Origin of the sequence: Vibrio sp. 1S139 (assembly GCF_041439475.1) — a bacterium.
Lineage (GTDB): Bacteria > Pseudomonadota > Gammaproteobacteria > Enterobacterales > Vibrionaceae > Vibrio > Vibrio crassostreae_C.
In genome coordinates, this window is record NZ_JBGOOD010000048.1 from 11,198 (window position 1) to 36,443 (window position 25,246).

The window sequence follows — 25,246 nt, forward strand, 5'->3', positions numbered from 1 at the left end:
TACCGCGGTAGATACCGAATATACGTAACACTAATAGGTGGTACTAGTTTTGTTCACTCCACCAAATCACTCGATCACTCCCCCTATACAAACCAAAACGAACTTCGTACGATATAGTGTCGTCAAAAATACCATCTTGGTTATAATCGTTTCTCAACCACGGAAACAACTCAAATCCAAGCGTACTTTCTAGAGATCCTCGATTCCCCTCACCAGGCGCACTGTAAGATATATATCCCTGGCCATACTGAAGAATAGGCGTCGACTCTATGGTGGCAGCGGTAACACCACCTCCAACGGGTAGAGCACTTGAGTCATTACCAACATCAAAGCTCAAATCCACAACCGAAAAGTCACTGCAAGAGTCACTGGTATTCGTTTTAAAGCTTAAACCGTCAAAATAGTAGCTTGTTACAGCGGATTGCACCCTTGAGGTTTCAGGGCCAAAAGTATCTGCTAGATCTAGGTATCCCCAACGTTGACGTTGTGAATCTGAAACTGAAAAATCAAAACCGGAGCAAGAAGAACTTCCATTCGTTTGATAACAAACACCATCAAGATCTTTTGTGTCATTAACAGCTAAACGAACGACAACCCCTTCATTGATTGGTCCTAAGGAGGTTAGCGGTTTCACATAAGCTATTTGAGCCTCTTCTAAGCTTGCCAATTGAAGGTTAGATTCAAAAGTGACTTGTCCCGGCCAAGCAAAACCTTGGGTTTTAACAACTTTACTGGAATCGGTATCAATAATTGACAATGTTGAACTTTCTGCCCAGAAAGTTCTAAAGTCCCAAGGATTAGCATATCGCCACCAACCGTCAATTTTATAATTGATCGTTTCTTGCTCTCCGTTACTGCCCACGTTATCAAACGACCGTCCAGTAACCGTTAATTCAGGTAAGCGACTAAACTCCATCGCTTGTCCTAAATACGTAAATGTTGAACAAGCTTCAGTAAAACTCGGTGTGTTGCCATTCAGATGAAGATAATAAGGTGTAAACCGCCCCACAGAACCAGTTTGTGCACCTTGAACTGTAAATGAGTTGCTGCCTAAGTAGGAAGGTAACTCTTCAACTAAAAAGTTAAAAATACCTACTTCAGAAACACTTTGAGCGACAGAGTTAACCCCAGAACTAATTGCGGTATGACTGTAAGAAACATTACCAAGTAAACCAGGTTCTGTACCGGTAACTACTGGAGCCTTAAGTTCATGACTCAAAGAAATATCTTGTGAGCTAAAGTTAGGAGTAACTACTCCAGTATCGCCGGAAGCCCAAATATTTAATGTAAAAGCCTCACCGGCTTTCGCAAAAACGGAGCAACTTAAATCTTCAGTTACACAGGAACCACTATTTCCAGCCGTATTTTTAGCTTGTATATTGAGCTGCTTAGGGAAGCTTACGAACTGGGTACTCCCTTGCATATCCAATCCAATTTCATCATCAGAACCTTCATACTGAGCATTAAGTTGTAACTTTCCTGCGTCAATATAACTAACATCAAACTCTGCTTCCCCATAATTATCAAAATCAACGGCAAATACTTTTGGGGAAGCGCTGTTCATTGCCAGATCTTTTTTAACACTGCCAACTTCTAAACCAATAATAGGACTACCAATAATGACAGAAGAATCGGGGGTAATGTACTTACCAAAGAATTCGATATTCTTTGAAGTGTTCTGGAAACTTGGTAAACACCTTTGAGCATCATCAGAGCTTTTGACCGCTTTAATATGACCAGTTACTGGCCTGTTCGCTATTTTGTCGGGTACATCTAAGACAAAACCACTACTAAAAAACTCAATGTTACAGTTGCCGCTTCCCAGACCACCTCCAGCACTCGAACATAATGTTTCCCCTCCTGGTTTGACCGCAGGATCAGAGTCAATAACGCCAATGCTCAAGTTACCCGCAGTATTCTTTCGAACTGAATATATTCCTGTACCGCTAGATAACTGAATTTGATTACCACCAACCCAACCTCCACCACCTGCTACATTTACAGGAGATAAAGTGACATCAATATCTCCTGTCACCAGTTCTGAACAGGATTCATTAGCACATGCACGAACCGTCACTTCTTCAGCGTTGCACGTAAGTTCGCTACCTGAATGCTCAAACTCAAAGTGATCGATAGAATCACCTGGTACATATGAACATAAGTGCGCCTGGTTATATAATTGGAAAATTTGTTTATTCGTTAATGGCTGTTCAAAAATTTGAACTTCATCGATATAACCATGAAAAGCCCGCCCTGAAAAATTCTGGTCTTGGCCTATCTGTAAAGGCTTAGTATTATTTACTAGCTTTCGATTTGCATTTATTAAAAGTTCGCCCTGTTCCTCTCCATTAATAAATATGCTAGCCAGAGATTTATTATTACTATAATTTTCCGAGTCATATCTAAGCGTAATAAACGACCAACCATTTAATGGGATACTAACTTCACTTGTTAATGTTCTTGTTTGAGTATTTCCGTTCCCATTTTTGTTTTTATCTTGCCACCACCAGAATATTTTACCACTTGAGTTTAAGTGAAACTCATAGTTATTATCTTTCGATAAAATAGAATACAAACCGGATGTAGGGTAACGAACGGGCTTAACCCAGGCTGATATTGTGAAGTTTTTATCTATATTTAAAATATTATCATGTGGTATATTAATATATTGATTTGAATCATTATTAAAGCCTCCGAAACCACAAGTTCCAAGAGAATCAATAGTTGGGATCGCAGATAATTCAGATGCAGGCTCTGGTGTTGCTCCATTCACCGATTTACCATGTAATTGGTTACCAGAGCTATCTACTACCTCATTGTTCGAGCCATTCCATGTTGTTTCATCTAAATGATATAAGGCAATCGGATCGGGTAGTGCTTCTATCCCACACGCACTTTCTGGCACGGTTTTATACAAACAAGTACCATCAACCACCGTTCCATTACTGACATAAACCGTCCCCCAGTTAGGTTTCCCTGCTTTAACATCACCAATAACATAAGAGTCATCGAGTTCTACAGTTTCAGAAGAACTCGTAATGTCACCAGAGACTTGGGAGCCCTCGATAACAATTTTGTTTGTAGTTGAAATATTCCCTTCAACTTCAGAACTTTCAATAGTGATGGTTTCATTCGTGCTCGTTAGCTCACCAAACACGACCGACGCCTCCATTACAATTTTGTTTGTAGTTGAAATATTCCCTTGAACTTCGGAACTTTCAATCGTTATAAGGGAATTTTTACTACTTATATCTCCATCTACCTCAGAATGGCTCAACTCCACCTCATTGCTCGCGGTAATGTTACCGGAGACTTTAGAGTCAGATATCTCTACCTCGTTGTTTTTAGAGTCAATAGCCCCCACAACATTGCTATTGTGGATTTCAATATCACCTCCAGTCTCAATAAAGCCCTCAACAGATACTGAATCAAAATCAACAGGTGTACTATTACCAACAAAGCTACCAAACAGCTCTGAAAGGTTGGTTGAGTAACTTTTCCACTCAAAATCACCATAACTCGCTTCTAGATCGATTGTGGCGGACGAATTTCCTACTTTGTTCTTGCCTTCAAATTGAAAGCCACCGTCTGCAATTAATACAGCATCAATATCAGATGAAAGAGTATCCCCTTTACCAAGCTTAACGATGCCATAATTACATTTATATTGGTTGCCGTTAACGGACCAGCTATTACTAGTACAAGTGGGACGGTTCACTTGAAGGACATAATCCGTAGCTAATGATGAAAAAGAGACGTTAAGTAGCACTAATATGAAAAAAAATCTAATTATCATCTCGAATACCAACCTCTACTATTCGTTGTAAAACCAAGCTTCCAACCGAACAACTTCCTTTCGAGATTAGTTGATATACATTGATACCGTTGTCTAAAACTCCAATAGACTGACAACTGACTTCCGCCCCACATTGAGCTAGCCCTTCACCTGAAAAGCTTATGCTTTGGGTGGTAGAAGCATGACAACTACCTTCTGTCGTGGTTTGATAAAATCGGCTAATGTCTATTTGTGCACCAGATCGCGCGGCCATTTCAGCCCGAGTACCAATCAGGCTTGAAATTAATTGATCACTGTTACGTTCTTGATTTTGATTGGCAACCATAGCAACCGAAGCCATAACCACTAGTATGAATATAACTAGGATTAAACCACTCCCCGATTGTTTACGGGGCATTATAGATAAGGGCATCATGGACAAATTGAATTTCCTCTCCTTTATCAGCAAACAACATTTCAAGTCTAATTAGCCCATTTCTTTGCAATTCAGACGCTAAGTTTTGAAAATCTGCATTTTTTACATTCTCAGCCATCAGTACGCCATTACCTAGTACTTCTGGGGAGAGTGATGAGCGAGACAAGGCGTAACTAGCATAACGAAAAATACTAGAATTGACGTGACAATAAGCTACGGGAGAAAGGTAAAAATAAAGGCGTTTACCTGGAGAGCTAATCTCAAAACCTGTAGTTTGCGTTAACTCAACGTCAACCATCACTGCAGCAGAGGTATTAAAGTCAACATTCTCTTTTACCTCTGCAATTTGACCTTCTGTCGTTGGATCAAGACGCATCGTATTCGGGTCGTTAGGGTAAACAATAACTCGCTCCCCTTGAGAAATGCTTTTGTCTATTGGCAATATTCGTATCACTGCTGATTTTGCCTCTGGTGCCGGAAGTTCTTGATAAATCGCACTATTGATAATCGGCAAAAATTCAATACAATCATTTTCAATCAAAATACTGTTAGGGACGGCTTCTCTTAATTCTCGAGTCATTCGCTCCGTGACAAATTTACCTTGTTGTATCAAAGCTTCACGAGCGGTGCTATCAACATAAATCCCCATACCCTGTTGAATAACATTTCCCAAAAATAGACCTACAATAGAAAGCAGAAGAATAGTAATAATCATCTCTATCAGTGTAAAACCACGCATTAGAAATTCCCTTTAATCGCAGAAAAAGGATAGCGATTACCCTGAGAGTCAATAATCACAACTTCAACCCTCTTGTAGTGCGTTCGGATAATAGATGGCTTTCCAGACATCATCACCGTATCGTCATTAACAACAGCAGTATCATAAAACACATCGATTTCGACATTGAAATTGCGATAACCCGCATCACTGAGATCGCTATCAAGAACATCTTCAACACGTCCTCTTAAACCATGAAAATCATCAACATCATTAGCTAAGCTCTTTACCAAGTTACCATTAGCGTCAGTTTCTCCGATGCCAGGTCCCAAATCATTGGGTAACGTGCACAGTTGTTGAGCTGGGGTTGAAATTGTTGAGACTGCACATTCAGGCACTCCTCCGTTCACGCCTGAAAATTGGTCGTACCCGCGCCCCATTACTTCATCAAGTACTGAGCGACCAAGATCAGCAGCTTTAACTGATGTTATTTGTTCTGCGGTCTGAATTGAACGCGGGTACAAAGACGCGGTAAGTCCAGCTAAAGCAAAACCAATAAGGGTAATCACAACGATCATTTCTATTAGGGAAAAGCCTTGGGGGCGGGTTTTTTGTTTAGCATCCATAGATATACCCTTCAGTATTAATACACACTGAAATTGAATCATCATTAACAGTCGAAGAGATCTCAAGCTGACAATTCGACACTAAACATTGCTGAGATCGGCCTAATCTATCAAAATCAAGGTACGAAACATTGGTATCAGTTTGTAGCTTAAAGGCCACTTTATTCTGTGTTCCGTCAACAAAGCTGGAATCCGTAACGTCAGAAGGGAATGCCTCAGAACAAATATCTTCAGTACTAGAAGGAGATACTTGAATAGCTTGAGTCTGGCTTGGATTTAACAGCCAACGGTTACAATAACCAGCACGATTCATCGCACGATTTTGAACTAATCGCAATGAGGCTAATACTTCGCTTTGAACAAGGTAGGTTGAAAAGGAAGAGGAGCTCACATAACGGCTAGATGCAAACAAGGAAACAATACCAATCAATATAATAACGATAACAAGCTCTACCAGAGTAAAGCCGTTGGATTTTAGGCTGCTATCCATAATGAGCCTCTAACTGTCTAGCGAATACTGATTATACAAGATAACGAAGTTTACGATCTTATGTATATGAATAGTTTTAATATTTATGAGCGATAGGAAGAAAAAGGCCGACAAAAGCCGGCCTAAAATCTAGATAATATTCACTGGAGATTATAAGCCACAGTTTCCATCGGCACCATCAACAATCAATACAGTCGCAGGCGTATTCGCATCAATAGCTGCTGTATACTGAACACATTGCACAGTGTATCCGTCTATACCAATGTCAATAGTAGTATTTGTAGGGTCAGTTGCATCATCTTCAGAGCTATCTAAAACCACGAACTCATTTGATACATCTAAGGTTTGCATGATACCGCCTTGGTTAGCAGTTTCATCGTTAACAGCAACAGGGTAACCAAAACTATGTGCTATACCTTCAACTACAGTACCTGGATTATCATCATCAGTAAAAGCAGTATATGTTGTAGCTTCAATGCCGTTGATTGCCGCTTTACCATAAGAGATCCCCATGGCTCCTGCTACAGCCCCACGTAAGCCCTCTAATGTTGCAGTGCGAGCATCATCTTGCAGGTTTAGGAAACGCGGTGCCGCAGTTACAGCAAGAATACCTAGAATAACAATTACAACCACTAGTTCGATTAGGGTGAAACCGCCTTGTCTTTTCATAGTTAAGCTCTCTCTATGTTTAATTTTACGCAGACTTACTGCAAAGTTACGGTCACACGACCAGTTTTAATTTCGTAAACAAATTCATGCTCGGTACTACCTTCTAATTGAACGTAAGTACAGGTTGCATCACCTGAATTCGCTTGCGCTGAATATTTGTAATTTGAGTCATTAGCGATATCTGAAACCGCACCAACTTTAGGTGGGTTTTGCAGCAAGTTTTCCATCAACTCAGAACATGTTTCATCTGAAATATCTTGTGGAGCAGTGCTCGAATTATTGTTCAGAGTCCACGGATAGCCATCACGAAAGTCGGTCTCGACGTTGTTACTGTTTTTTGATCTTGTTAACCAAAAATCAACACCATCATAGTTTACAGTATTGTATGTTTCAACACCTATCTTCTCTGATGGCCTAGCCTCTGCTTCCCACTGTGCTCTTGCCGACAGTACTGCTGTCGCAAAACCGCCAGCAACGCCTTCAATGCTTGATTTCTTAGCTTCATCTGTCACATCTAAGAAGCGAGGTAGGGCTGCAACCGCCAATAAACCAACGACTACAATCACTATGACTAATTCGACAAGGGAGAAACCCTTTTGATTCTTAAGCATTTTCTACCTACTCATCTAATTATTAACGCGCATTATACATTCGCGCTCGTATAAAACCATAAAAAACTGTCAATATTTTCACAAAGCCAAAATATTGGCTTTTACACTAAACCTTTCTCTTTCAAGCAATATATCTACCTGATATTTATCAGTATAATGATAACTACAGTGAAAGTGTCTGTTGTCACTTTTATCTTCAACTCTTGGAGAGCTTAGCCCTAAAATGCTCCCTTGAGGATATAATTGATCCAGCCAATAATTACAGTCTCGCTCCGTACCTTGGATAGGCATTATCCATCCAGTTCTGCTGTAGATCTTTGGGGGTTCCGAGCCTTCTTCTTGCCCAGCACCCGATAACAAATACTGCTGTTTGAACAAATTGGCTTGCTCTAAAATCCGCTTGCTCGCGACGATAAATGCCGTGTTAGTCGCTTCTTCTTCTACCGTTTTGAATGCCGAAAGCACACCGACAATAAGAAAAAGAATAACCACTGTCCAAATAACAAAACGTGAGCGTTGTAGGTTATTTAGCATTCCTTAGCCTTTGATCGCATCCAATATTCCCCACATCGGCAAGAAGATACCTAGCGCCAAAATCAGCACCATGCCTGCAACGATGGTTAACAAAATGGGTTCAATTCTGGCGGTTAAGGTTTTCAGATCGTAATCGACTTCGCGGTCATAAAAATCAGCCACTTCAAGTAATAGCTCATCAATACGACCCGTCTCTTCACCGACGGAGATCATTTGTATCACGAGCGGTGTGAAAATTTCGCTGTTAATCGCGGTCGACGAAACCGTACTACCGGCTTCAATGGCCGATTTCATGGCTTGAACTCGCAACTCTAGAAAACGGTTATCTAAAGCTTCCGCCGAAAGCGCTAGCGACTGGTTCAGTGGAACACCCGCTTTAAGCATCAAAGCAAAAGTACGCGAGAAGCGTGACAACAGTGCTCGATTCACTACCCCGCCAATGACCGGCATTTTTAAGCGTAATCGATCCCACTTTTCCAAGCCTTTGTCTGTCTTCACCCAAGCTTTAAAAGCGAAGATAAGACCAAAGATCACTCCAAGCATTAAGCCCCAGTAATTCACAAAGAACTCAGACATACCAATCAAGATACGAGTAGGCAGCGGCAAGTCGACACCAAAGCGCGCAAACATGCTTGAGAACTGTGGAATAACCTTGATGTTAAGAATGAACATTGCAATCAAGATAAAACTGATCACGAATGTTGGGTAACGCATCGCAGTCTTGATTCGCTTGCGAGTCTCCACTTCTTGTTCATAGTATCCAGCTAACTGCAGCAGCGCTTGGTCTAAACGACCCGTATTTTCACCAACACTGATCATCGATACAAACAGCGAGCTAAATACCTTAGGATGCATTTGCATCGATGCCGCTAACCCACGGCCATTGGTTAGCTCAGCAACCACCTCTTCCAAGGCGGCTTTCAGCTGCTTATTTTCGCAGTTTTGAGTGAGGCCTTTCATCGATCTTAATAGTGGTACACCCGCTTTGGTTAGGCTGTATAACTGTCGACAAAACAGAACCAACACCTCTAACGGTACACTCGGAAAGAACAGACTCGATACATCCATATCTAAGACTGAACCACCACTTTTGCCCAGTTTGATAGAGGTTGGAATGATCCCTTTACTCATCAAGCTTTCAGCAGCAAGATCTTCGTTATTCGCGTCTAATTGCCCACTTACTTGACTACCATCAGAGCTGCGACCTACATAACGATACGTTGGCATATCATTCTACCCCTACAGATAAATTGGGTCAGTGGCACCGGACGCATCGCCTTCACCAAGATGCATTATCTCATCAAGACTCACGACACCTTGCAGAGCCAATTCCATCGCAGAAGCCAGTAACGGCTTGTAGTTTTCAGACTGTCTCGCCTTTTGAGCAAAACCTACCGCATCATTAGCTCTCAGTGCATCCATCATGTTTTGCTCTAGCTCCAACATTTCAAATACACCAATTCGCCCGCGGTAACCGGTTAAGTTACAGTTCTGGCAACCACGGCCTTTCATAAACGGCACACCTACTTGGTTAGGGAAACGGACGCTCAGCCATTGCTTGCGAGGTTCATCTAACTCATCCTCAACCTTACAATCTGTACACACTTTACGAACTAATCGCTGTGCGACTACTGCTCGAACAGCGCTCGCGACCAAGTAACCCGGAGCACCCATATCCATCATACGCAACGCGCTGTCTACCGCATCATTGGTATGTAACGTACTTAATACTAAGTGGCCGGTCAGTGCAGCTCTCAAGCCTATCTCAACGGTTTCGTGGTCACGCATCTCACCGATAAGAATAATATCGGGATCCTGACGTAGAAAGGTTCTCAAGATAGTAGAGAAATCGAGATTGATCTTAGGGTTTACCTGAACTTGATTCACACGAGGTAGGCGGTATTCCACCGGGTCTTCCGCAGTAATGATCTTTTTACCCGGTTCGTTTAATTCACTTAACGCACCGTATAAGGTTGTTGTTTTACCTGAGCCGGTTGGGCCGGTAACCAAAATCATGCCATGTGGACGGCGCAATTGTTGACGCAGACGAACCAACAGATCACTCGGTATGCCCGACTCTTCTAGTTTACGTAGGCCTGCTGACTGGTTAAGAAGACGCATAACCACTGATTCACCGTGCTGTACTGGCATGGTCGACATACGAATATCAACCGACTGACCTTTAGCTCGGATATTAAATCGGCCGTCTTGAGGAAGACGTTTCTCTGAAATATCGAGGTTTGCCATCAGCTTCAAGCGCAGTACAAGTGCTGAAGCAATATTCACTTCATTCAGCAATGTTTCATGCAGCACACCATCAATACGCTGACGAAGACGCAATACGTTTGAATCTGGCTCGATATGGATATCCGAAGCACCAACCTGAATAGCATCTTCAAATAATGAGTTGATCAGCTTAACGACGGTAACTTCATCACTGTCTTCTTCAGCGATATCGAAATCAAAAGCATCATTAACTTGGTGTTCAGCGTGAAGTTGCTCAGCAAACGAGGCAATCTCTTTGGTTCTTCGATAATAGCGATCGAAGCCATCAACCAATTGCCTTTCTTGAGCAACAACGAATTCAAGCGCGTAATCGCCGAGCTGACCAAGCAAAGACTCTTGGGCAAACAGATCCGCAGGGTCACTCATTGCAACACGCAAAGTGTCACCTTGGCGTCCAATAACCAATGCACGAAGGCGACGAGCATGTACTTCGGGTAAAAGCTGTACTGCTTCAACATCGACAACGGCTCGGCTTAAATCAATAAGAGGAATCGCTAACTGCTGCGACAAAAAGCTCAGCATTTGCTGTTCTGACAAGAAGCCAAGTTCAATTAGCGCATCACCCAGCTTACGCCCAGTACTTTTCTGAGCGGCCAGTGCTTGTTCAACTTGAGCCTCAGTGATAATGCCTTCTTCGACAAGCAAATCACCAAGTCTTTTTCTTAATCTAATTTGCATCGCCGCTCTCCTCTAAAGCATTGAGTATTTTTAACCGGTCACGCACAAAGCTTTGTGATTGAGATGAGATACCGACTCTGGTTAACGCACCTTGGTATGACGCTTTAGCAGCTGTGAAATCGAGTTGACGTTCTTGCTGAATCGCTAAGCCTAACCACCAGCGAGCATTATCTGAATCGACTTCAACCAACTTTTGATAACTCTCGAGTGCGATTTCTTCTTGCTGTGATTTTTGGCTCAACGCCGCACGCATTGCTAGATACTCTTGAGTTGGATGCGGAGGCATGTGTACTAAAGGGCTCAGCGCCGCTTCTGATTGATTCGCTTTAACCAGCAGTTTAGATAACCCTAATCGCAATTTTTCACTGTTGATGTTGAGCTTAATTCCAGACTGATAAAGCTCATAGGCTTTGCGAGTATCGCCTTTACCAAAATAGAGAATCGCAAGTTTCTGACGGACATCTTCATTTCGTGGCGTGTAGCGTAGAGCTTCAGTGTAGCCCTTCAACGCACCAGTAAGATCGTTCGCATCAAGCGCTTTCTGAGCTCGACCTTGTGCATTCACAGATAGCTGTTCCGGAGTTAACTCAACCTGTTCGATCAACATTCCGCTATTTTCTGAATCACCAGAGGCTACAGGCTCATTAGAGATAGACGCAGGGGCTTTTTTTGCCACACTAGCAACGTAAATCGGTTGGGGAATTTCAGTCTTAGTCGTTTCAGGCACGCTTAGAGCTTTAGCCGGTGTTTGTTGTTTTGTCGCTTTTGGGGCAGACATAACAACTGATTCGGAAACACTAGGCTTAGATTGAGCGCTTTTTGCCATCGCAGTGTTTTCTGTTGAAAGGATCGCAGAGTCTAGTGTCACCAATTTCTTAGTTGGCGATGAGATAGGTTGAGCAACTTCCTGAATGCCATTTGAATCATCAACGACAGAGACTTGAACCTGTAAATCTCGAGTTGAGATTGACTGCTCAACAATAGACTGATCAATCACAGGGCCTTGCGATATCGCCCAGCCGCCCATCGCTAAACTCAAAGTAAAACCCGCAACAACCCAAACTAGGGGGGAACGCGTTTTTACTTTAGGTACGACTGCCGCTTCAATCGAAGTCGCTGATTTTTTCTTTGCCAATTCAGACAAGGCGTTGTTAATGACGCTCATAATTAATTCCAACCCCACAGTATTGGCGTTTTAAATTTAGGCTTACACACATCGTACGTTTCATGCATAGCTGAAAAAAGATGTTGGTTGTCGATACTTTTCTTATCTTCACTGAACGAAAGCAATAGAGCCTTATGGCAAAGTTGGTTTATCAATCTAGGGATACCTAACGACGAACGACAGATCGCCTTTTTTTGATTCAAGCTGAATAACTCAGGGCTACCACCAGATTTAGCGATTCGATTATCAATATAAGCCACCGTTTCATCGAGATTCAGCGGTCTCAGTGTCGAACTAAATGTGATTCTTTGGCGAAACTGCCTTAGGTGGTACGCCTCTAATCGAGCATCCAATTCTGGCTGACCTAATAAGACAATCTGCAGCAGTTTTTTATCTTCCGTTTCAAGGTTACCAAACAACCTTAATGTTTCGAGCGCTTCATCCGATAGAGCCTGAGCTTCATCAAGAATAGCCACCACTCTTAAACCAGAATTGTGCAATTCAATGAGCTTATGCTGAATGTTATCAACCAAGGTTGCTTCATTATCGACAGCTAAACCAAGCTCTGTTGCAACCGCCTGGCGCAAGTCTGCCCCTGATAACACAGGGTTTGGTAAGTAGATCAGAGCTGTACAGTCATGTAGGTGATTGACCAACATCCGGCAAACCATGGTTTTTCCAGTGCCTACCTCTCCGGTCACCTTAATCACGCCCTCGCCCATTTCCAACGCCGAGATTACCGTCAGAATCGCTTCGAAATGAGGCGCTAAACCATAGAAGAAATCGGTATTCGGCGTTAAGGTAAATGGCAGTTGTTCAAAACCAAAGTGAGCTTGATACATACGACGACCTAGCTTAGTGAGACACTGCCACTCTATATTGAGAAAGTAAGCAATTACTCTTCATCAGGGAACCACTGCTGAAGAAGATCACGTGAACGCTCCAACTCATTTTGCCAAGTATTCACACCCACGATCGTTGGCTTAAGCAAGATCACGAGCTCAGTTTTTTGCGTTAACTGATTGGTATTACGGAACAAATGACCTAAGGCTGGAATATCACCGAGGAATGGAACTTTAGAAGTCACATCACTGGTGTTGGATTTCATCAAACCACCAATAACAACCACATCGCCATCTCGAGCTCGAATCACTGAGTCAGACTCACGAATAGAGCTTTTCGCCAAAGGAAGCTGCACCACACCCGTTGTAGAACCAAGGTTGAGCTCTTTCACTTCTTCCTCGACCTCAATAACGGCTGGGTGAACATGTAAGAATACGCTACCTTTATCATCTATCTGAGGGGTCACATCTAAGGAGATACCCGAAAAGAACGGAGTTAACTCAACCTCAGGTGCGACGTTCGCGTTGTCACCACTGCCTACCGCGCTAGATAAATCCGTCACGTAGTATTCGTCAGTACCCACTTTGATAACCGCTTTCTGGTTGTTTGCCGCTGTGACTCGTGGGCTTGATAGAACGTTCAGGTCACCTTGAGTATCCATAAAGCTCAATACCGCTTCAAAACTGCCATCTGAGATCGTTACGTTGGTTTGCCCGCCTAACAAAGAGCTGATCGCATCTAATGGAGGCAAAGTTCCACCAGGTCGATCAATTACCACACCGCCGCTGCCAATCGACTTAGATAAATTAGACCAGCTAATACCTTGTTGGTAACCATCACTCAAGGTTACTTCCATGATTTTGGCTTCTAGGATAACTTGACGCTGCAGGCGTTTTTGAGAAATACCTAAGAACTCTCGAACCTCACGAATTTCGTCAGGGTAAGCACGCACTGTAATCACACTCGCTTGCGGGGTCACGACAACGCTTTGCCCATCGCCCGAGCCAATTAAGTGAGCAACCGCCGCTTCAAGCTGTGGCCAAAAATCACTTTCAGAGGTCGTTTCAATCTCTGTACCACCATTCGATGTCGAGTTTGATGAATTAGAAGAGTTAGATGAATTTGACGAGTTTGAGTTTGAAGAGCTCGATGAATTCGAATCTGAGTTAGAGATCGTACCGGTGGTGATCGTCGTTAGTGAGCGACCAGAACGCTTAACTTGTAAGTAATCGACAGGGATCGTTACGGTGCGAAGACCGGCAGGATAAACTTGAATCACTTTGCCACGCTTTTCAATATCGTAGCCATACATATCTTGAGCAACAGCCAGTACCTCATCTAACGTCACGTCCGTTAGATTAAGCGTAAGGTTTCCAGACACACTTGGGTGAATAGCCGCACTATATTCCGTACCTTTCACTAAGCTGGCAAAAAAAGTTCTCGCTTCAACGCCTTTTGCCTGAATACGAAAACGCTTAACCGTTTCCATCCCCGGAGACATCGAGTCAGAATTAAGCTGAGGCATAAGGTCATCTTGAACCGACGAAGGCAGCTCATGAAGCGCTCTGCTATTGGCTTCATTAATTGATTCGTTTAAAGACTCTTTAATCTCAACAGGATCTCTATGCCCCATCGAACAGCCGACTAAAGATGACACTAGGATTGCTACTACAAGTTTACGCATGTCTTCACTCTAACCTTAATTATTCTTAACATCTAAAGAGAACATCTCTAATTTCCACTGCTTAGAGCTTCTCTGCAGAGTGACGTATTCTGGATCTATGTTCTTAACTCGGTACCCTCTGATCGTTTCCCCTTGTCCGAGAATCTGACCATTCATAATCGCATAGCAAGGCGTATCTCCCTTACACACGATACTTTCTAAAGAAGGCAAGCGATAACGAGTTGGTGCTTTCTTAGCAGGCGCCGTTTTCTGTTGAGGTGAAAGCCAGCCTAATGGCGCCGTGGGATCTTGCTCAGCCCACACAAAAGAGCTACTAAATAGCAAGGACAACAAAAGAGTTCTAACCACCGATAAACTCCTGTCTAGTACCTAATGTGTAAACCTCGAACACCAGTCGAGCTTTAGGATATTCTTCTACTGAGTATTCAAATGTGCGCCAGTAGTAACTCACAGGTAGAGACTCAAGTGCTTGAAGGTAAGCTGAGATATCAAAGTAACTGCCGGTTAGCTCCATTCTTACAGGGTGAAGAAAGTAGCCTGAATATTCGCTGGTCTCTTTATTGTTCGAAATCGCTTCTGGTTTTAATGACTCTAGCGATTCAAGCTTTAGTCCATTACCGGCGTTAAGAACGCTCTCCAGTAACTGCGACATTTGAGAAGGTGTGATTAATCCATCAACAATCTGAGAAAGCTGAAGAGATAGATCTTGGCTCTCCACCAGCAGCTTTTTGTACTCTCGATTAATTTCTTTGTCTGGGTCTTTGTTTAACTGAGCTTGCAGAACAAGTAACTCACCTTGCTGCCTTTGATTCGATTGAGTCAGGCTGCTCGCCTTGGCATTTTTAGCTTGTAGATCGAGATACGCAGACTCAACCAATAAGGTGAACAACAACATCGATAGGCCAACAAAACCACACACAAAAAGTAGCCATTTTTCTCTTTGACTTAATGCAAGAAACTTATCGCTCAGCTGGTTCCACTGCTGCATTATTTACTCTCCCGACGAGTACTTAGCTCAAACGTCACCACATCCTGATCATTACGGCCAATTTTTAGTTTTTCAAAAGTGCGTCCGACTAAATTAAGCTCACTTTTAAACTGACCAATCCAGTTCGGAACGACATTTGCGTTACGAGCCAAGCCACTAAGATCTAAAGTATCGTGGGTCATGTAGATGTGCGAAAGAGAAATGTCATTTCGGCCTAATTTAGCTAAGGAATTCATGACGCCAGAATACCCGACTTGTTGGGATTCGTCGTATTGTCCAACAGCCTTCAAAGCCTCTTTTTTAGCCTCAGTCTCACGTTTGAGACGCGCAACCGCCGCGACTTTCTCTGGAGACGGTTTATGCTGAGTTAACTTACTATTCAATTGGTTAACTTGCTTGTTAAGTTGATTCGAGTCTTGTTGCAGGGCTGTTAGCTCTTTATCTAGATTAGAAACTTGATACTGCATTGCGAAGTAACCACCAAGCATCAAAACACAAACTACTCCCCAGCTCGCAACAACATTGGTCAGCGTAAAATATTCTTTTTTAGGCTTAAGGTGTTCAGGGTAAAGATTGACCTTAAACGTCTCTTTTTCAGCTGCAAGTTTAAGCAACAAACTCTCTGAATTATCACGCTCACCTTCAACCAACAGTGAAACTGTCGAGCTCAATGTACTGTTTAAGGCACTTTGTAACTCTGCTTCATCTTCTTCGTCACAACAGATTTTAAGCTGGTGAAGCTGGGTGCCTTTAATTTGAGAAGAAAGGTAATCAATCGAGCGTTGAAGCTCTAAAGCGAGGCCATCTAACTGCAGAGCACTTGACGCAACACCCGTTAAAGGTGGCACAACACTGCGGATGGTTCTTTGAAAACAAACGGTATTTTCGACAAACGCACCCAATTTAAAGTGTGAATTGACGCTACGTTGTAAAAGAATGAAATTAGACAGTTCGCCTGCACTGTAACCCCAGATTTCATCTTCAGGAGCAACACCTATTAATTCAACCTGAGCCGAATTAGTGATATTCAAAAGCTTGTCCAACAGCTTTTTAGGCAGGACATATACTTGCAGCTTGTTCGACGTTGGTAACGCGACCGCACTCGCAGTAATTTCCGTGACTCTTTCTGAAACAAGATCTTTGAGTAAAAAAGGCAGTGCTACCGACCATTCACTATCTGGAATGTCCGGTTTATCAATTTGGTAGGTTTGGTAGTAGTTAGCACAGACAATCAGTTGGACGCTATTACTGGTAAACGCCTCACTGCTAAGCGATTTTTTTAGCGCACTCTCCCAGTCCCCATTAACCACGGGAATGCTGGCTACTTGAGGATCTTGTTCTGTCGATGAAATATAAATGGCGTCATTGCCCAGCAAGACAACTTGCGAGCTACCTTTATTATTCGTTGGCTTTATTTTGTCTAAAATCGCTTTAAAATTCATTCTTAACTACTACTCTTACGCCATCGATTTCTTCGTCCAACTTTGACAACAGATTCCGCTTTCGCGGCTTTTTCTGCTTGATTAGGCAAAGGGATAATTTGTTGTTCTTCGTCGAAATATCTCCCTTGATAGCCGTTAATGCCTAACTCTATCAAGGTATTCTTTTCTTGTTTTGTCTCGACTCCAACGGCAATAACTTGAGTTGGAGAATCACCACACGCCCCAATTAAGCTTCGAACAAACAGTTGGTTCTCATGCCTTTGATCGATTTTCTTTATTAGGCTTCGATGAAGCTTAATATAACTAACCTTCAAATCCTTTATATAGTGAGTGCTAACAATGGTTCGCCCAGCTTGGCCAACCACAACTTTACACCCTAAACCTCGCAACATCTTTGCCACCGGTCTCATATAATCAAGATGAGCAATCAAGTGCCCTTCTGAAAATTCAAACGCAAGCTGAGAGCGGTGTTGAGCAGAGAGCTGTAACAACTCACTCCTAAACCACTTAAAGTGCTGTTTATTAGCAAACGGGGTAACATTCAGATTCACTGAATAGTTGATAGGTTGAGTTGATTCTTTCAACGATTTCAACACAACCTTTAGAACCGATTGGTCCATTTGAGCTTGATAACCCACTTGCTCTACCGCAGGCATAAATCGAGACGATTTCAATAAACCTTTGTCAGGATCCTGAATTCTAGTAAATATTTCTCTATGCAATTCATTAACTTGACCAGGTTCCGGCATAAGATAACACCGCTGAGCAAAGATTACTAAATTTTCAGGAAGCAGCGCTTTATCAAGTAATGTTCTCCAACGAACACTGCCTCTATCAAGCTCATTCTTATTCTCTTTCGGGTAACGGCTCCAGTTATTAATACGCTCTAACTGAGCACTCTTTAGTGCCGTTTCCGTTTCATCCATGATCTGGCTATGACGCTCACCTTCGGTATACATGGTCACACCAATATGACACCAGTTATCCGACTCTAAAGGCTCTGGCGGAGTTAGCTTATCTAACTGCCTTAAACACTGAGCAGCCAAGGTAGCAATATCTTTTGCGCCCTGATGAGGGATAAATACAGCAAAGTCCGCTTCGTAATAGCGAGAAAAAATGACATCGGGATAGCGTTGAACGATATTCGACAGTACTTCACCGACTTCAATAATAAAGCCGTCTGTGGTTTGCTTATCGTTAGCATCACTAACTTGCTCCCATTCGTCGATACGTATCAGTAACACACCGCCTCGAGCACCACTTTCATGCAGTGCCGATTCCAGCTTATTATCGAATAAAACTCGGTTTGCCGTTCCCGTGAGTTTATCTAGGAAAGTATGGGTACGAATAAAGGTATCAAAGCGACTTCGTTCTTGACGAGCATCTTGTAGCTCTTCAATCAATACATCTAAGGCTTCGCTTGCGGTATAAGGCCACTCTCGCTCATCTCCCTTTGCATGAGCTTCAACCTGACCGGCCAAGATCATTCTTCCTCGCTCTTCCAAGATTTCAGAACCCATGAGTTGTTCTTTCAACCAACTAACACCGCGAGCAAGACAGAACAGAACCAATGCGACAGCCAAAGTAATTGACCACATCGCTTCCATTGAGTAGTTGTAGCCAATATAAGGAGGAAGTGCTTTAAATTCGATTCGGTAGCCTTCATTACGCTCTAAAATGAAGCTTTTCTCATAAAGACGATTGGGATCAATTTGTGGGGAGGTATCTTTGAAACGATAAACGATGCCGGTCTTGTTCGAGAGTTTCATCTCAACAATATTGCTCGCCTGCAACATCTTAGGCATCCAACGCTGCATTGAATACGCGGCGTCAGGGTCTTCCATCTCTTTATCTACAACGTCGACAATGCCAACCAAATAATGGTCTAAATATTCCTGTCCAATACGCTTAAAGGAAAGTGTGCCACCAATAAAAAGAATGAACATCGCGCTGATCACTATCACGGTGACAAATGCGACCAATCGAGTGCTCAATTTTAGTGTCGGGGTATATCTCATGAATAACGAAATCCTTTTCAACTCACATTATACCGTATTGCTACTTATACTATAAATTGACGTTGTAAATAAAGCGTTAAGAATTGTAGGTAACAAAAAGCCGCGATGAACGCGGCTTTTTCCAATTTAATACTGTCTTTATAATATATTAAAAACAGGGACTAGAACGGTTGTGGTAACCTTGATAGCCAAAAATCACCCCAAACCCTTTCTATCTCTACGCTTCACCAAGGCCTAATGGTAAAACGTAACGATTTTTGTAAAGTTTACATTGAAGCGAGGCAAAACTTTACAAAAATCAGCCGGACAACTCTATAAGTTCAAGAATAATTTTAGCACCATCGCAACTACGCTTTCTCAACTAGATCGAGAAAATGACGATTTCGCCAAACTTTTTTAAACCCATCATACAGAGCCCCTGAACGAAAAGTACTATTAAGAAAGTTCACATCCATTCCTCAGTTATTTTTTCCCGTAAGTAAGCCCAAGAAACCTGACAGTACTTATAACCCCAGATGTTATACATACTGTAGGGTAGGAACATGGTGGGACAGATGAAAGAACTCGAACTAGATAAGTTAGACTTAAATGCATCAGTGTATGGAGGCTCTAGCTCCGATATCAACACACTTGAGGTCACAAAACTGATAGATTGTACTCAGATTAATTCAGCTAATAATAAGTCTCCACTGTTACTTCACGTAATTTGTCAATTAACAGTGGGAACATCAGTAAAAATCGTCAGATTAGGCATAGGAATATAAATTGTAGTGTTGATTCATTTTTGTTCTACGCCAAATTTGCGATATAGATACTCGTTACCTGAAAAGTATTCAGGGAAATGTCCGAACAACCAATTGGCGTTGAGCCTTATTCGGGGCTCCATAAAATCTGAAGGTATAAAAAATCTCAAGATTTTGTCGAGATCAATAGCTTGCTCTCCTATCGTAGTAAGCATTCTCTCACTCTCTTCTGGGGATGCGCTGTAGTAGGAATGTTCAAACCACATTCCGCTTAAATCAATCAAATTCAACAGCCGAGACAAATAATGATTGCCTTGTAGTGCCAACAATGCACTATCAAAAGCTTCCTCTACACTTACCTCACCGAACGTAACTGGGTAGTTATTGACGTGACCATAGTAGTAACCTTTTATATAGTAAGAGCCACCTTCTTCAATGCAAGTGGTTGAGCATATCTCAAACGAATCACTGAAATCGCTACAATTATTACATGGTGCATTTTCAGCCAATAAGATGTCTGGATTGAAACTAGGCCAGTGGAACAGGGTCAACTGATTTTGAGTCAGGTGAAAATCTCTACATTCATCCGAACAATAGAAGTTCATATTAACAACCCCGCTCATCTCAATTGGAGTCACTAAGTTGACAATCATTAATTAAATTCCATGAAGAAAAAGAGGGACGATGCTCCCTATTGATATAATTGTCAAATTCAAACAAGCCATCAATAAATCACGTTACTTAGTTATTCTTATGATGAATACACCTGAGCGGGGTTGATCTTATTATACGCCTGCCAAAGCTCTTATTTGGGAGAGAAGCTCAGGTGTCACCCCTTCTCCAAAAGATGAGCTGAAGCAGCGCTCTTTGTAAGCATCTAATAATTCAGCAGGGCCATAATCTCCACATATATACCACTTCGCATTCAACTTGCTTGCGTGTGCTATCACTCTACGTATGGGGTCCTTATCCCCCATACGTATTCTTAGGGTCACATCATGAGCTAGTTCATCTTCAGTAAACAGTTCGCATTCAATTAGTACACTGCGAGAATATCGAGTTCCCAGAGGGTACAATTGAAAGCCAGCTTCAATAGCTGCTCTTTTTAAACTTTCAATGCCTGCGTAATCTGGCTCAATAGACTTCAGTAGGCTCACCGAAGGCTTAGCTTTCCATTCATCGTAAGCAAGTAAAAGCTTAGCGTCACTGTTAAGGTAACGTTGCGAGTAAAAAAGACTATGTGTATCAAAATACAAAATTTTCATTTGCGAGTCTTACCTCTTGAAAAGTAGCACCTCACTATTATGACCTCACAAGCTTCGACAAGCACTGTTCCTAAACCAATATTTTGTATCACGAGATAGTGATTGAATATTATAAAACTCATTTAGAAAATTGGATGGCTCACATTACAGCGTGGAGGTTGTTACATTGAAACAGCTTGAGATATAGAGTTTCCCAGCCAAAAAAAGATGACGAAATGGGTAGCTAAAGCATTAGGTCGCTCATTTGGGTAAGAATTGGTAAATCATTTACCAATTCTTACCCAAACGCCGATCTAGATGAACTCATTAGTTTAGTGAAGAGCGTCTACCCTAAGTTTAATTGGGGCACTTTCGTTCTAGAAAGTACCGAGTGAAACGGTTCTGGACAATTATCAGTTGGTGCTATCACGCTAGCTTGATGGTTATTGATTAGATTTTGTAGGGGAATGGTTTGTACTGTGAAGTTGATTTGCAGTTGGGTATCGGCAATAACCTGTAGAGTTTATTTAAACATCTTGGTTGACCATTAACTGCAACAAGCTGATGTACACTCGACTTCTCGGCACGTCTCAAGTACGTCCCTGTAGACTCAACTCTGGCATCCCTGCCAGAGTGATCCTCGAATCCGAGAGTACCAATTATTGGTGTGAGCCATGTACACAGAGTGATGGTTGTCGTGGCTTTTGTAAATTAACAGGCACGAGATTATCAAAGTAGTTCTCTATATTTCCCAATTCGCCAGAACTATCTAGAAGCCGTACACAACGTAAATTTTTCTTTGCTCTGGAACACGCCACATATAGCAGTTTTCTTGTGAGGGCTTGCCTAGCCGGATTATCTGTCTCCGACCTAAAGCAACTTCCAAAATCATACTTGGACCAATTGAATTCATCTAAAACCACAACAACATTTTCAATGCCAGTTCCTTTAGTTTTATGCATTGTCATGAAGTTACTGTCGTCGCCTTCATATTTGTAAAATGCTAAGACCTCGTTGAAGCTCAGATCACTACCAAACAATCCAGAATAGAATTTTTCACTCAGAACATCTTTTGCTAGTTGATCGTAGTGCTCCTCAATCGCTTCAACTGTCAAATCAGTACCATTATTCTGGTTAATATAGTCACACATTTGCTTCTTCGTATTACATCCAGATTCTTGTAATTTCTTGAAAGCATAAATGTTGTTATCTTTATCAATCCTTTCCAGCTCGCTATCCTTGCGTTTAAGATAAGATTGATGGCTTTCGGATAACGAGATCAGTCCAGCAATAACAGCTCGATTCATGACAGTATAGGCCGCTTCATTAGACGAAGATAGCTCTTGTAGCATATGATGCAGTTCTCTTTTATCTTGCTTAGTTTTAATGAACAAACCTTGTTTCTTCAACAATCCTATCAGCTTGTTGTATGCACGATTGTCATCAGCCGAGCTATTAAAAAGTTGCAGTAATTCAGCAAGCTGACCGAATTGAAGTCTATCGAGGTGTTTTTTTATCTCTTCCCGCGTGTCACGGAACCTGCCATCAAACAGCTCATACAAATTTCCGAAACTAGCATCACGAGCCACCGATTTATTGGGGAGCTTCAATAACACATTTTCCCCAATATCAGCCTGAGCGCAAACAGCTAAATCTTCCAGCCTCCGAGAAATATCAAGTTTATACTCCTCCAATTGCTGGTCATATTGCGCCTTTGCTATTTGGTAATCACTTTTGATTTCATCAGAATCACTTTTTTTGGGAGAGGCTGGTTTTTCTGGCGCAGGAGGCTTGATTGAATAGTAAAAGGTTGCTGATCCCTCCCGTTCTTCAGCAATTTCCATTATTCCATTGGTTTCCTTTAGAGCGACTTTCTGAGTCAAACCATCAGAACGAAATTTGTTCGCGACATCAATTACTTGACGTGAGCAGCGAAAATTATCTTCTTTTTCAATTAACGTTAACTGCCCGTCATCTATAAACCTTTTTGCCGAACCTATCCCACCTTCGTAAATTGCTTGTTCACTGTCACCGAACAAACCTATAGTTAGCCCTTTGTCAGGAGTAGAGTAAATCAATGAATGAATAATATTTTCGTCAGTATCCTGATATTCATCGATAAATATACAGTCATATTTGTCGCGAACGATTCTCCCAAAACTAGAATACTGAGAAAATAGCAGCGCAGCTATTTTGATAAGACCATCATGCCCAAAAGTGGCACTTTTAAAGCTATCAAATGGCGTGTCATTATATACAACCTCATTGAAATGATGTTGCTTGATAGTTTCTGCTATCGCTTCATTTAGCTGCTCAATATCATTATTTAACGATGTATTAAATGAGCTAGGATCTTTGTCATATTCACGCTTTCCAGTGACTTTTGCTGTATCTTCTTGTAATACGATAGAGCGCCTATTAGACAAAGATTCGTGCAGTGCTTTAAATCTCTTATGCTCTTCAGTCTTTCTAGTCTTATCATCACCATTGTAATGATCAATACCCAACTCCTCGAATAAAGGAAGGTAAAAGAGCTCTGGGAGTAGTTTTAAAAGATTACGTTTGTATGGTTTAACAAGCTTACTAATAAACGAATGGATTGTAGATACTTCAACCCCTGAACCCACACGTTCAACTATTTCATCAACAGCTTTATTAGTATGAGTAATACAAACAATTTTCTTATCAGGGTGATTTTCAGAACAAAACCTGACTGTTCGTTTTAATGTTTCTGTCTTACCGCTCCCAGCACCGCCTTGTAAAACAAAGGATTGTTCAAGCTCTATACATTCTTTTATCTTTTCTAAGGGTGTACTTACTGACTGATCCATTTCAGCCCCTCATTAATATACTCTGGTGTTACCCAGTCAGCCTTCCCCGTAAGACCCAAATAGAGTAAGGATGCTGCAAAGTCGGATTTTTTATCAATCACTCTATCTGTCAATTTAAAGATGTTTACAGTATCTATTTCTTCAATCTCATCCTTATTCTTCAGCCCTAAAACTTCACTATTAGCGCAAGCCCTCTTTAATTCAACTTTATTAGAATTAAAAAATGCATCCTCAAAAGATCTTGCTTGATAACCATGTTCTTCCGTCTGATAAGCGACTTTTACACAGCCCGCAGTCTCAGTTAATTCTCCACGTTTTAGTTTGTTGAACCATTCAGGAAAACCTGCGTCTTTTAGATCGGGGGCAGAAAAGAAATGCTTCAACGTTTCATTACTGGTATGAGAAGAATCGGAAACCGGGCATGCCACATACGAAGTCCTATCTTTGCCATTTATATCTGGTTTTACATCTTGCTTTGTCGAATCTAGATCTGTCAGGATTAGTGATTTAATACCAATAAATTCTAAAAACGGCGCGAAGGCTTTAGCATTTGCCCCAGCCTCTATTATTGAAATATTCTGCGAAGATATTGGCTGACTTTCGTCACCACATTTTTCATCATACTTTTTGATAAACCAAGGTAGAAGAATCCTCTCCGTAGTACCTTCGATAAAAATTGCTTTGTCTGCGAAGAATAGCTCCGCATTTTGAATTTTAAGATACTGTTCTAAAAACTGGTATAACTTTGCGCCCTCATCTCCTTGTTCTGCTTTATATTTTCGTGCAAGCTCAGTATGAAAGTTCCTAAATTCAACATTTAAGTTTTCATGCTTTAAAAGGTATCGAATATCTTTAAAGTCAGAATTAGCAACTATATAAGATGAATGGGTGGTAATTACGGCCTGTAGCCCCTGTATTTCACTTACTACTTCTCGAATCTTTTTTGAGAAAATTGATTGCATTTGGGGGTGAGTGTGCGCTTCGGGCTCCTCGATAAATAACAAATTAATGTCTGATGAGGACGCCTCGAACTCCTGCTTCATCATCTCAATCTTAAGCAAGAGGTATAGAATATTTAAATAACCAAGACCATTAAGATTTTCAGGAAGATGATCCTCCGTTGTCCCATAAATTACCTTAGAAGAAGAACCTATTAGTGAACTCGCTTCAATGTCTGAAATTACTTTCAAACCATCCAAATTGAGAAATTTTGCCGCACTTGATAAAAATCCACTAAAAACATCTGAATACTGCGTTTCTAAACCTTTATCTATATCAATTAATGCGGTTCTAACTTGTTCCAGACGTTCATCATCCGTGTCGTTTAATTTCTTAAAAAACTGTGTTGTTACGGTAGACAGCGGACTTTTACCAGTTTCATCTGAACTGGCAACATTTCTTCTAGCGTGTATTCATAGACAGAACCTTAAGCACTAAGCTCAGCGTAAATTCCGTCTAACGTAAT

At 41.7% G+C, this 25,246-nt stretch carries 21 protein-coding genes; all 21 read right to left on the reverse strand.

The genetic code is table 11. From position 1 onward, the window contains the following. Positions 1-43: 43 nt before the first annotated feature. Positions 44-3,796 (reverse strand): DUF6701 domain-containing protein, encoded by a 3,753-nt coding sequence (locus tag ACED46_RS15660; protein ID WP_371721853.1) that lies wholly within the window; start codon positions 3,794-3,796, stop codon positions 44-46. Next, on the reverse strand, positions 3,786-4,211 hold the full coding sequence (locus ACED46_RS15665; RefSeq protein ID WP_017061358.1) for a hypothetical protein: 426 nt from the start codon (positions 4,209-4,211) through the stop codon (positions 3,786-3,788). Before ACED46_RS15665 ends, ACED46_RS15660 begins: the two co-directional genes overlap by 11 nt. Then, positions 4,183-4,950, reverse strand: a complete 768-nt coding sequence (locus tag ACED46_RS15670) for a PilW family protein (RefSeq protein WP_371721854.1) — start codon at positions 4,948-4,950, stop codon at positions 4,183-4,185. The genes ACED46_RS15665 and ACED46_RS15670 overlap by 29 nt, the downstream gene beginning before the upstream one ends. Continuing rightward, on the reverse strand, positions 4,950-5,555 hold the full coding sequence (locus ACED46_RS15675; RefSeq protein WP_371721856.1) for a prepilin-type N-terminal cleavage/methylation domain-containing protein: 606 nt from the start codon (positions 5,553-5,555) through the stop codon (positions 4,950-4,952). Before ACED46_RS15675 ends, ACED46_RS15670 begins: the two co-directional genes overlap by 1 nt. Further along, positions 5,545-6,045 carry a prepilin-type N-terminal cleavage/methylation domain-containing protein gene (locus ACED46_RS15680; protein ID WP_371721857.1) on the reverse strand — a complete coding sequence of 167 codons (501 nt, stop codon included), beginning with the start codon at positions 6,043-6,045 and terminating at the stop codon, positions 5,545-5,547. The genes ACED46_RS15675 and ACED46_RS15680 overlap by 11 nt, the downstream gene beginning before the upstream one ends. Before the next feature lie 150 nt (positions 6,046-6,195). Then, entirely contained in the window at positions 6,196-6,714 is a 519-nt protein-coding gene (locus ACED46_RS15685) for a type II secretion system protein (protein ID WP_017061354.1), read from the reverse strand. Between the two features lie 35 nt (positions 6,715-6,749). Then, positions 6,750-7,325: a prepilin-type N-terminal cleavage/methylation domain-containing protein gene (locus ACED46_RS15690; RefSeq protein ID WP_017061353.1), complete on the reverse strand. Its 576-nt coding sequence runs from the start codon at positions 7,323-7,325 to the stop codon at positions 6,750-6,752. Positions 7,326-7,403: 78 nt separating this feature from the next. Then, positions 7,404-7,859, reverse strand: coding sequence for an MSHA biogenesis protein MshF (locus ACED46_RS15695; RefSeq protein ID WP_371721858.1), 456 nt, complete (start codon positions 7,857-7,859; stop codon positions 7,404-7,406). 3 nt (positions 7,860-7,862) lie between these two features. Beyond that, positions 7,863-9,086: a type II secretion system F family protein gene (locus ACED46_RS15700; protein WP_371721859.1), complete on the reverse strand. Its 1,224-nt coding sequence runs from the start codon at positions 9,084-9,086 to the stop codon at positions 7,863-7,865. Positions 9,087-9,098: 12 nt separating this feature from the next. Further along, positions 9,099-10,823 (reverse strand): GspE/PulE family protein, encoded by a 1,725-nt coding sequence (locus ACED46_RS15705; RefSeq protein ID WP_017061350.1) that lies wholly within the window; start codon positions 10,821-10,823, stop codon positions 9,099-9,101. After that, entirely contained in the window at positions 10,813-11,988 is a 1,176-nt protein-coding gene (locus ACED46_RS15710; protein WP_371721860.1) for a tetratricopeptide repeat protein, read from the reverse strand. The genes ACED46_RS15705 and ACED46_RS15710 overlap by 11 nt, the downstream gene beginning before the upstream one ends. Positions 11,989-11,990: 2 nt before the next feature. Then, positions 11,991-12,830, reverse strand: coding sequence for an ExeA family protein (locus tag ACED46_RS15715; RefSeq protein ID WP_371721861.1), 840 nt, complete (start codon positions 12,828-12,830; stop codon positions 11,991-11,993). A 53-nt stretch (positions 12,831-12,883) separates the two neighbouring features. Beyond that, positions 12,884-14,515, reverse strand: a complete 1,632-nt coding sequence (gene mshL / locus ACED46_RS15720; protein ID WP_371721862.1) for a pilus (MSHA type) biogenesis protein MshL — start codon at positions 14,513-14,515, stop codon at positions 12,884-12,886. Between the two features lie 15 nt (positions 14,516-14,530). Then, positions 14,531-14,863 carry a hypothetical protein gene (locus ACED46_RS15725; protein WP_017061346.1) on the reverse strand — a complete coding sequence of 111 codons (333 nt, stop codon included), beginning with the start codon at positions 14,861-14,863 and terminating at the stop codon, positions 14,531-14,533. Then, entirely contained in the window at positions 14,856-15,503 is a 648-nt protein-coding gene (gene pilO / locus ACED46_RS15730; RefSeq protein WP_371721863.1) for a type 4a pilus biogenesis protein PilO, read from the reverse strand. The genes ACED46_RS15725 and pilO overlap by 8 nt, the downstream gene beginning before the upstream one ends. Then, positions 15,503-16,945 carry an MSHA biogenesis protein MshI gene (locus ACED46_RS15735; RefSeq protein WP_371721864.1) on the reverse strand — a complete coding sequence of 481 codons (1,443 nt, stop codon included), beginning with the start codon at positions 16,943-16,945 and terminating at the stop codon, positions 15,503-15,505. Before ACED46_RS15735 ends, pilO begins: the two co-directional genes overlap by 1 nt. Positions 16,946-16,947: 2 nt before the next feature. After that, positions 16,948-18,963, reverse strand: coding sequence for an RNase E specificity factor CsrD (csrD, locus tag ACED46_RS15740; protein ID WP_371721865.1), 2,016 nt, complete (start codon positions 18,961-18,963; stop codon positions 16,948-16,950). A 778-nt stretch (positions 18,964-19,741) separates the two neighbouring features. Next, entirely contained in the window at positions 19,742-20,359 is a 618-nt protein-coding gene (locus ACED46_RS15745; protein ID WP_371721866.1) for a hypothetical protein, read from the reverse strand. A gap of 132 nt (positions 20,360-20,491) precedes the next feature. After that, on the reverse strand, positions 20,492-20,971 hold the full coding sequence (locus ACED46_RS15750) for a hypothetical protein (RefSeq protein ID WP_371721867.1): 480 nt from the start codon (positions 20,969-20,971) through the stop codon (positions 20,492-20,494). Between the two features lie 638 nt (positions 20,972-21,609). Then, positions 21,610-23,781: a UvrD-helicase domain-containing protein gene (locus tag ACED46_RS15755; RefSeq protein WP_371721868.1), complete on the reverse strand. Its 2,172-nt coding sequence runs from the start codon at positions 23,779-23,781 to the stop codon at positions 21,610-21,612. Then, positions 23,766-25,193 (reverse strand): ATP-dependent endonuclease, encoded by a 1,428-nt coding sequence (locus ACED46_RS15760; protein WP_371721869.1) that lies wholly within the window; start codon positions 25,191-25,193, stop codon positions 23,766-23,768. The genes ACED46_RS15755 and ACED46_RS15760 overlap by 16 nt, the downstream gene beginning before the upstream one ends. Positions 25,194-25,246: the final 53 nt, after the last annotated feature.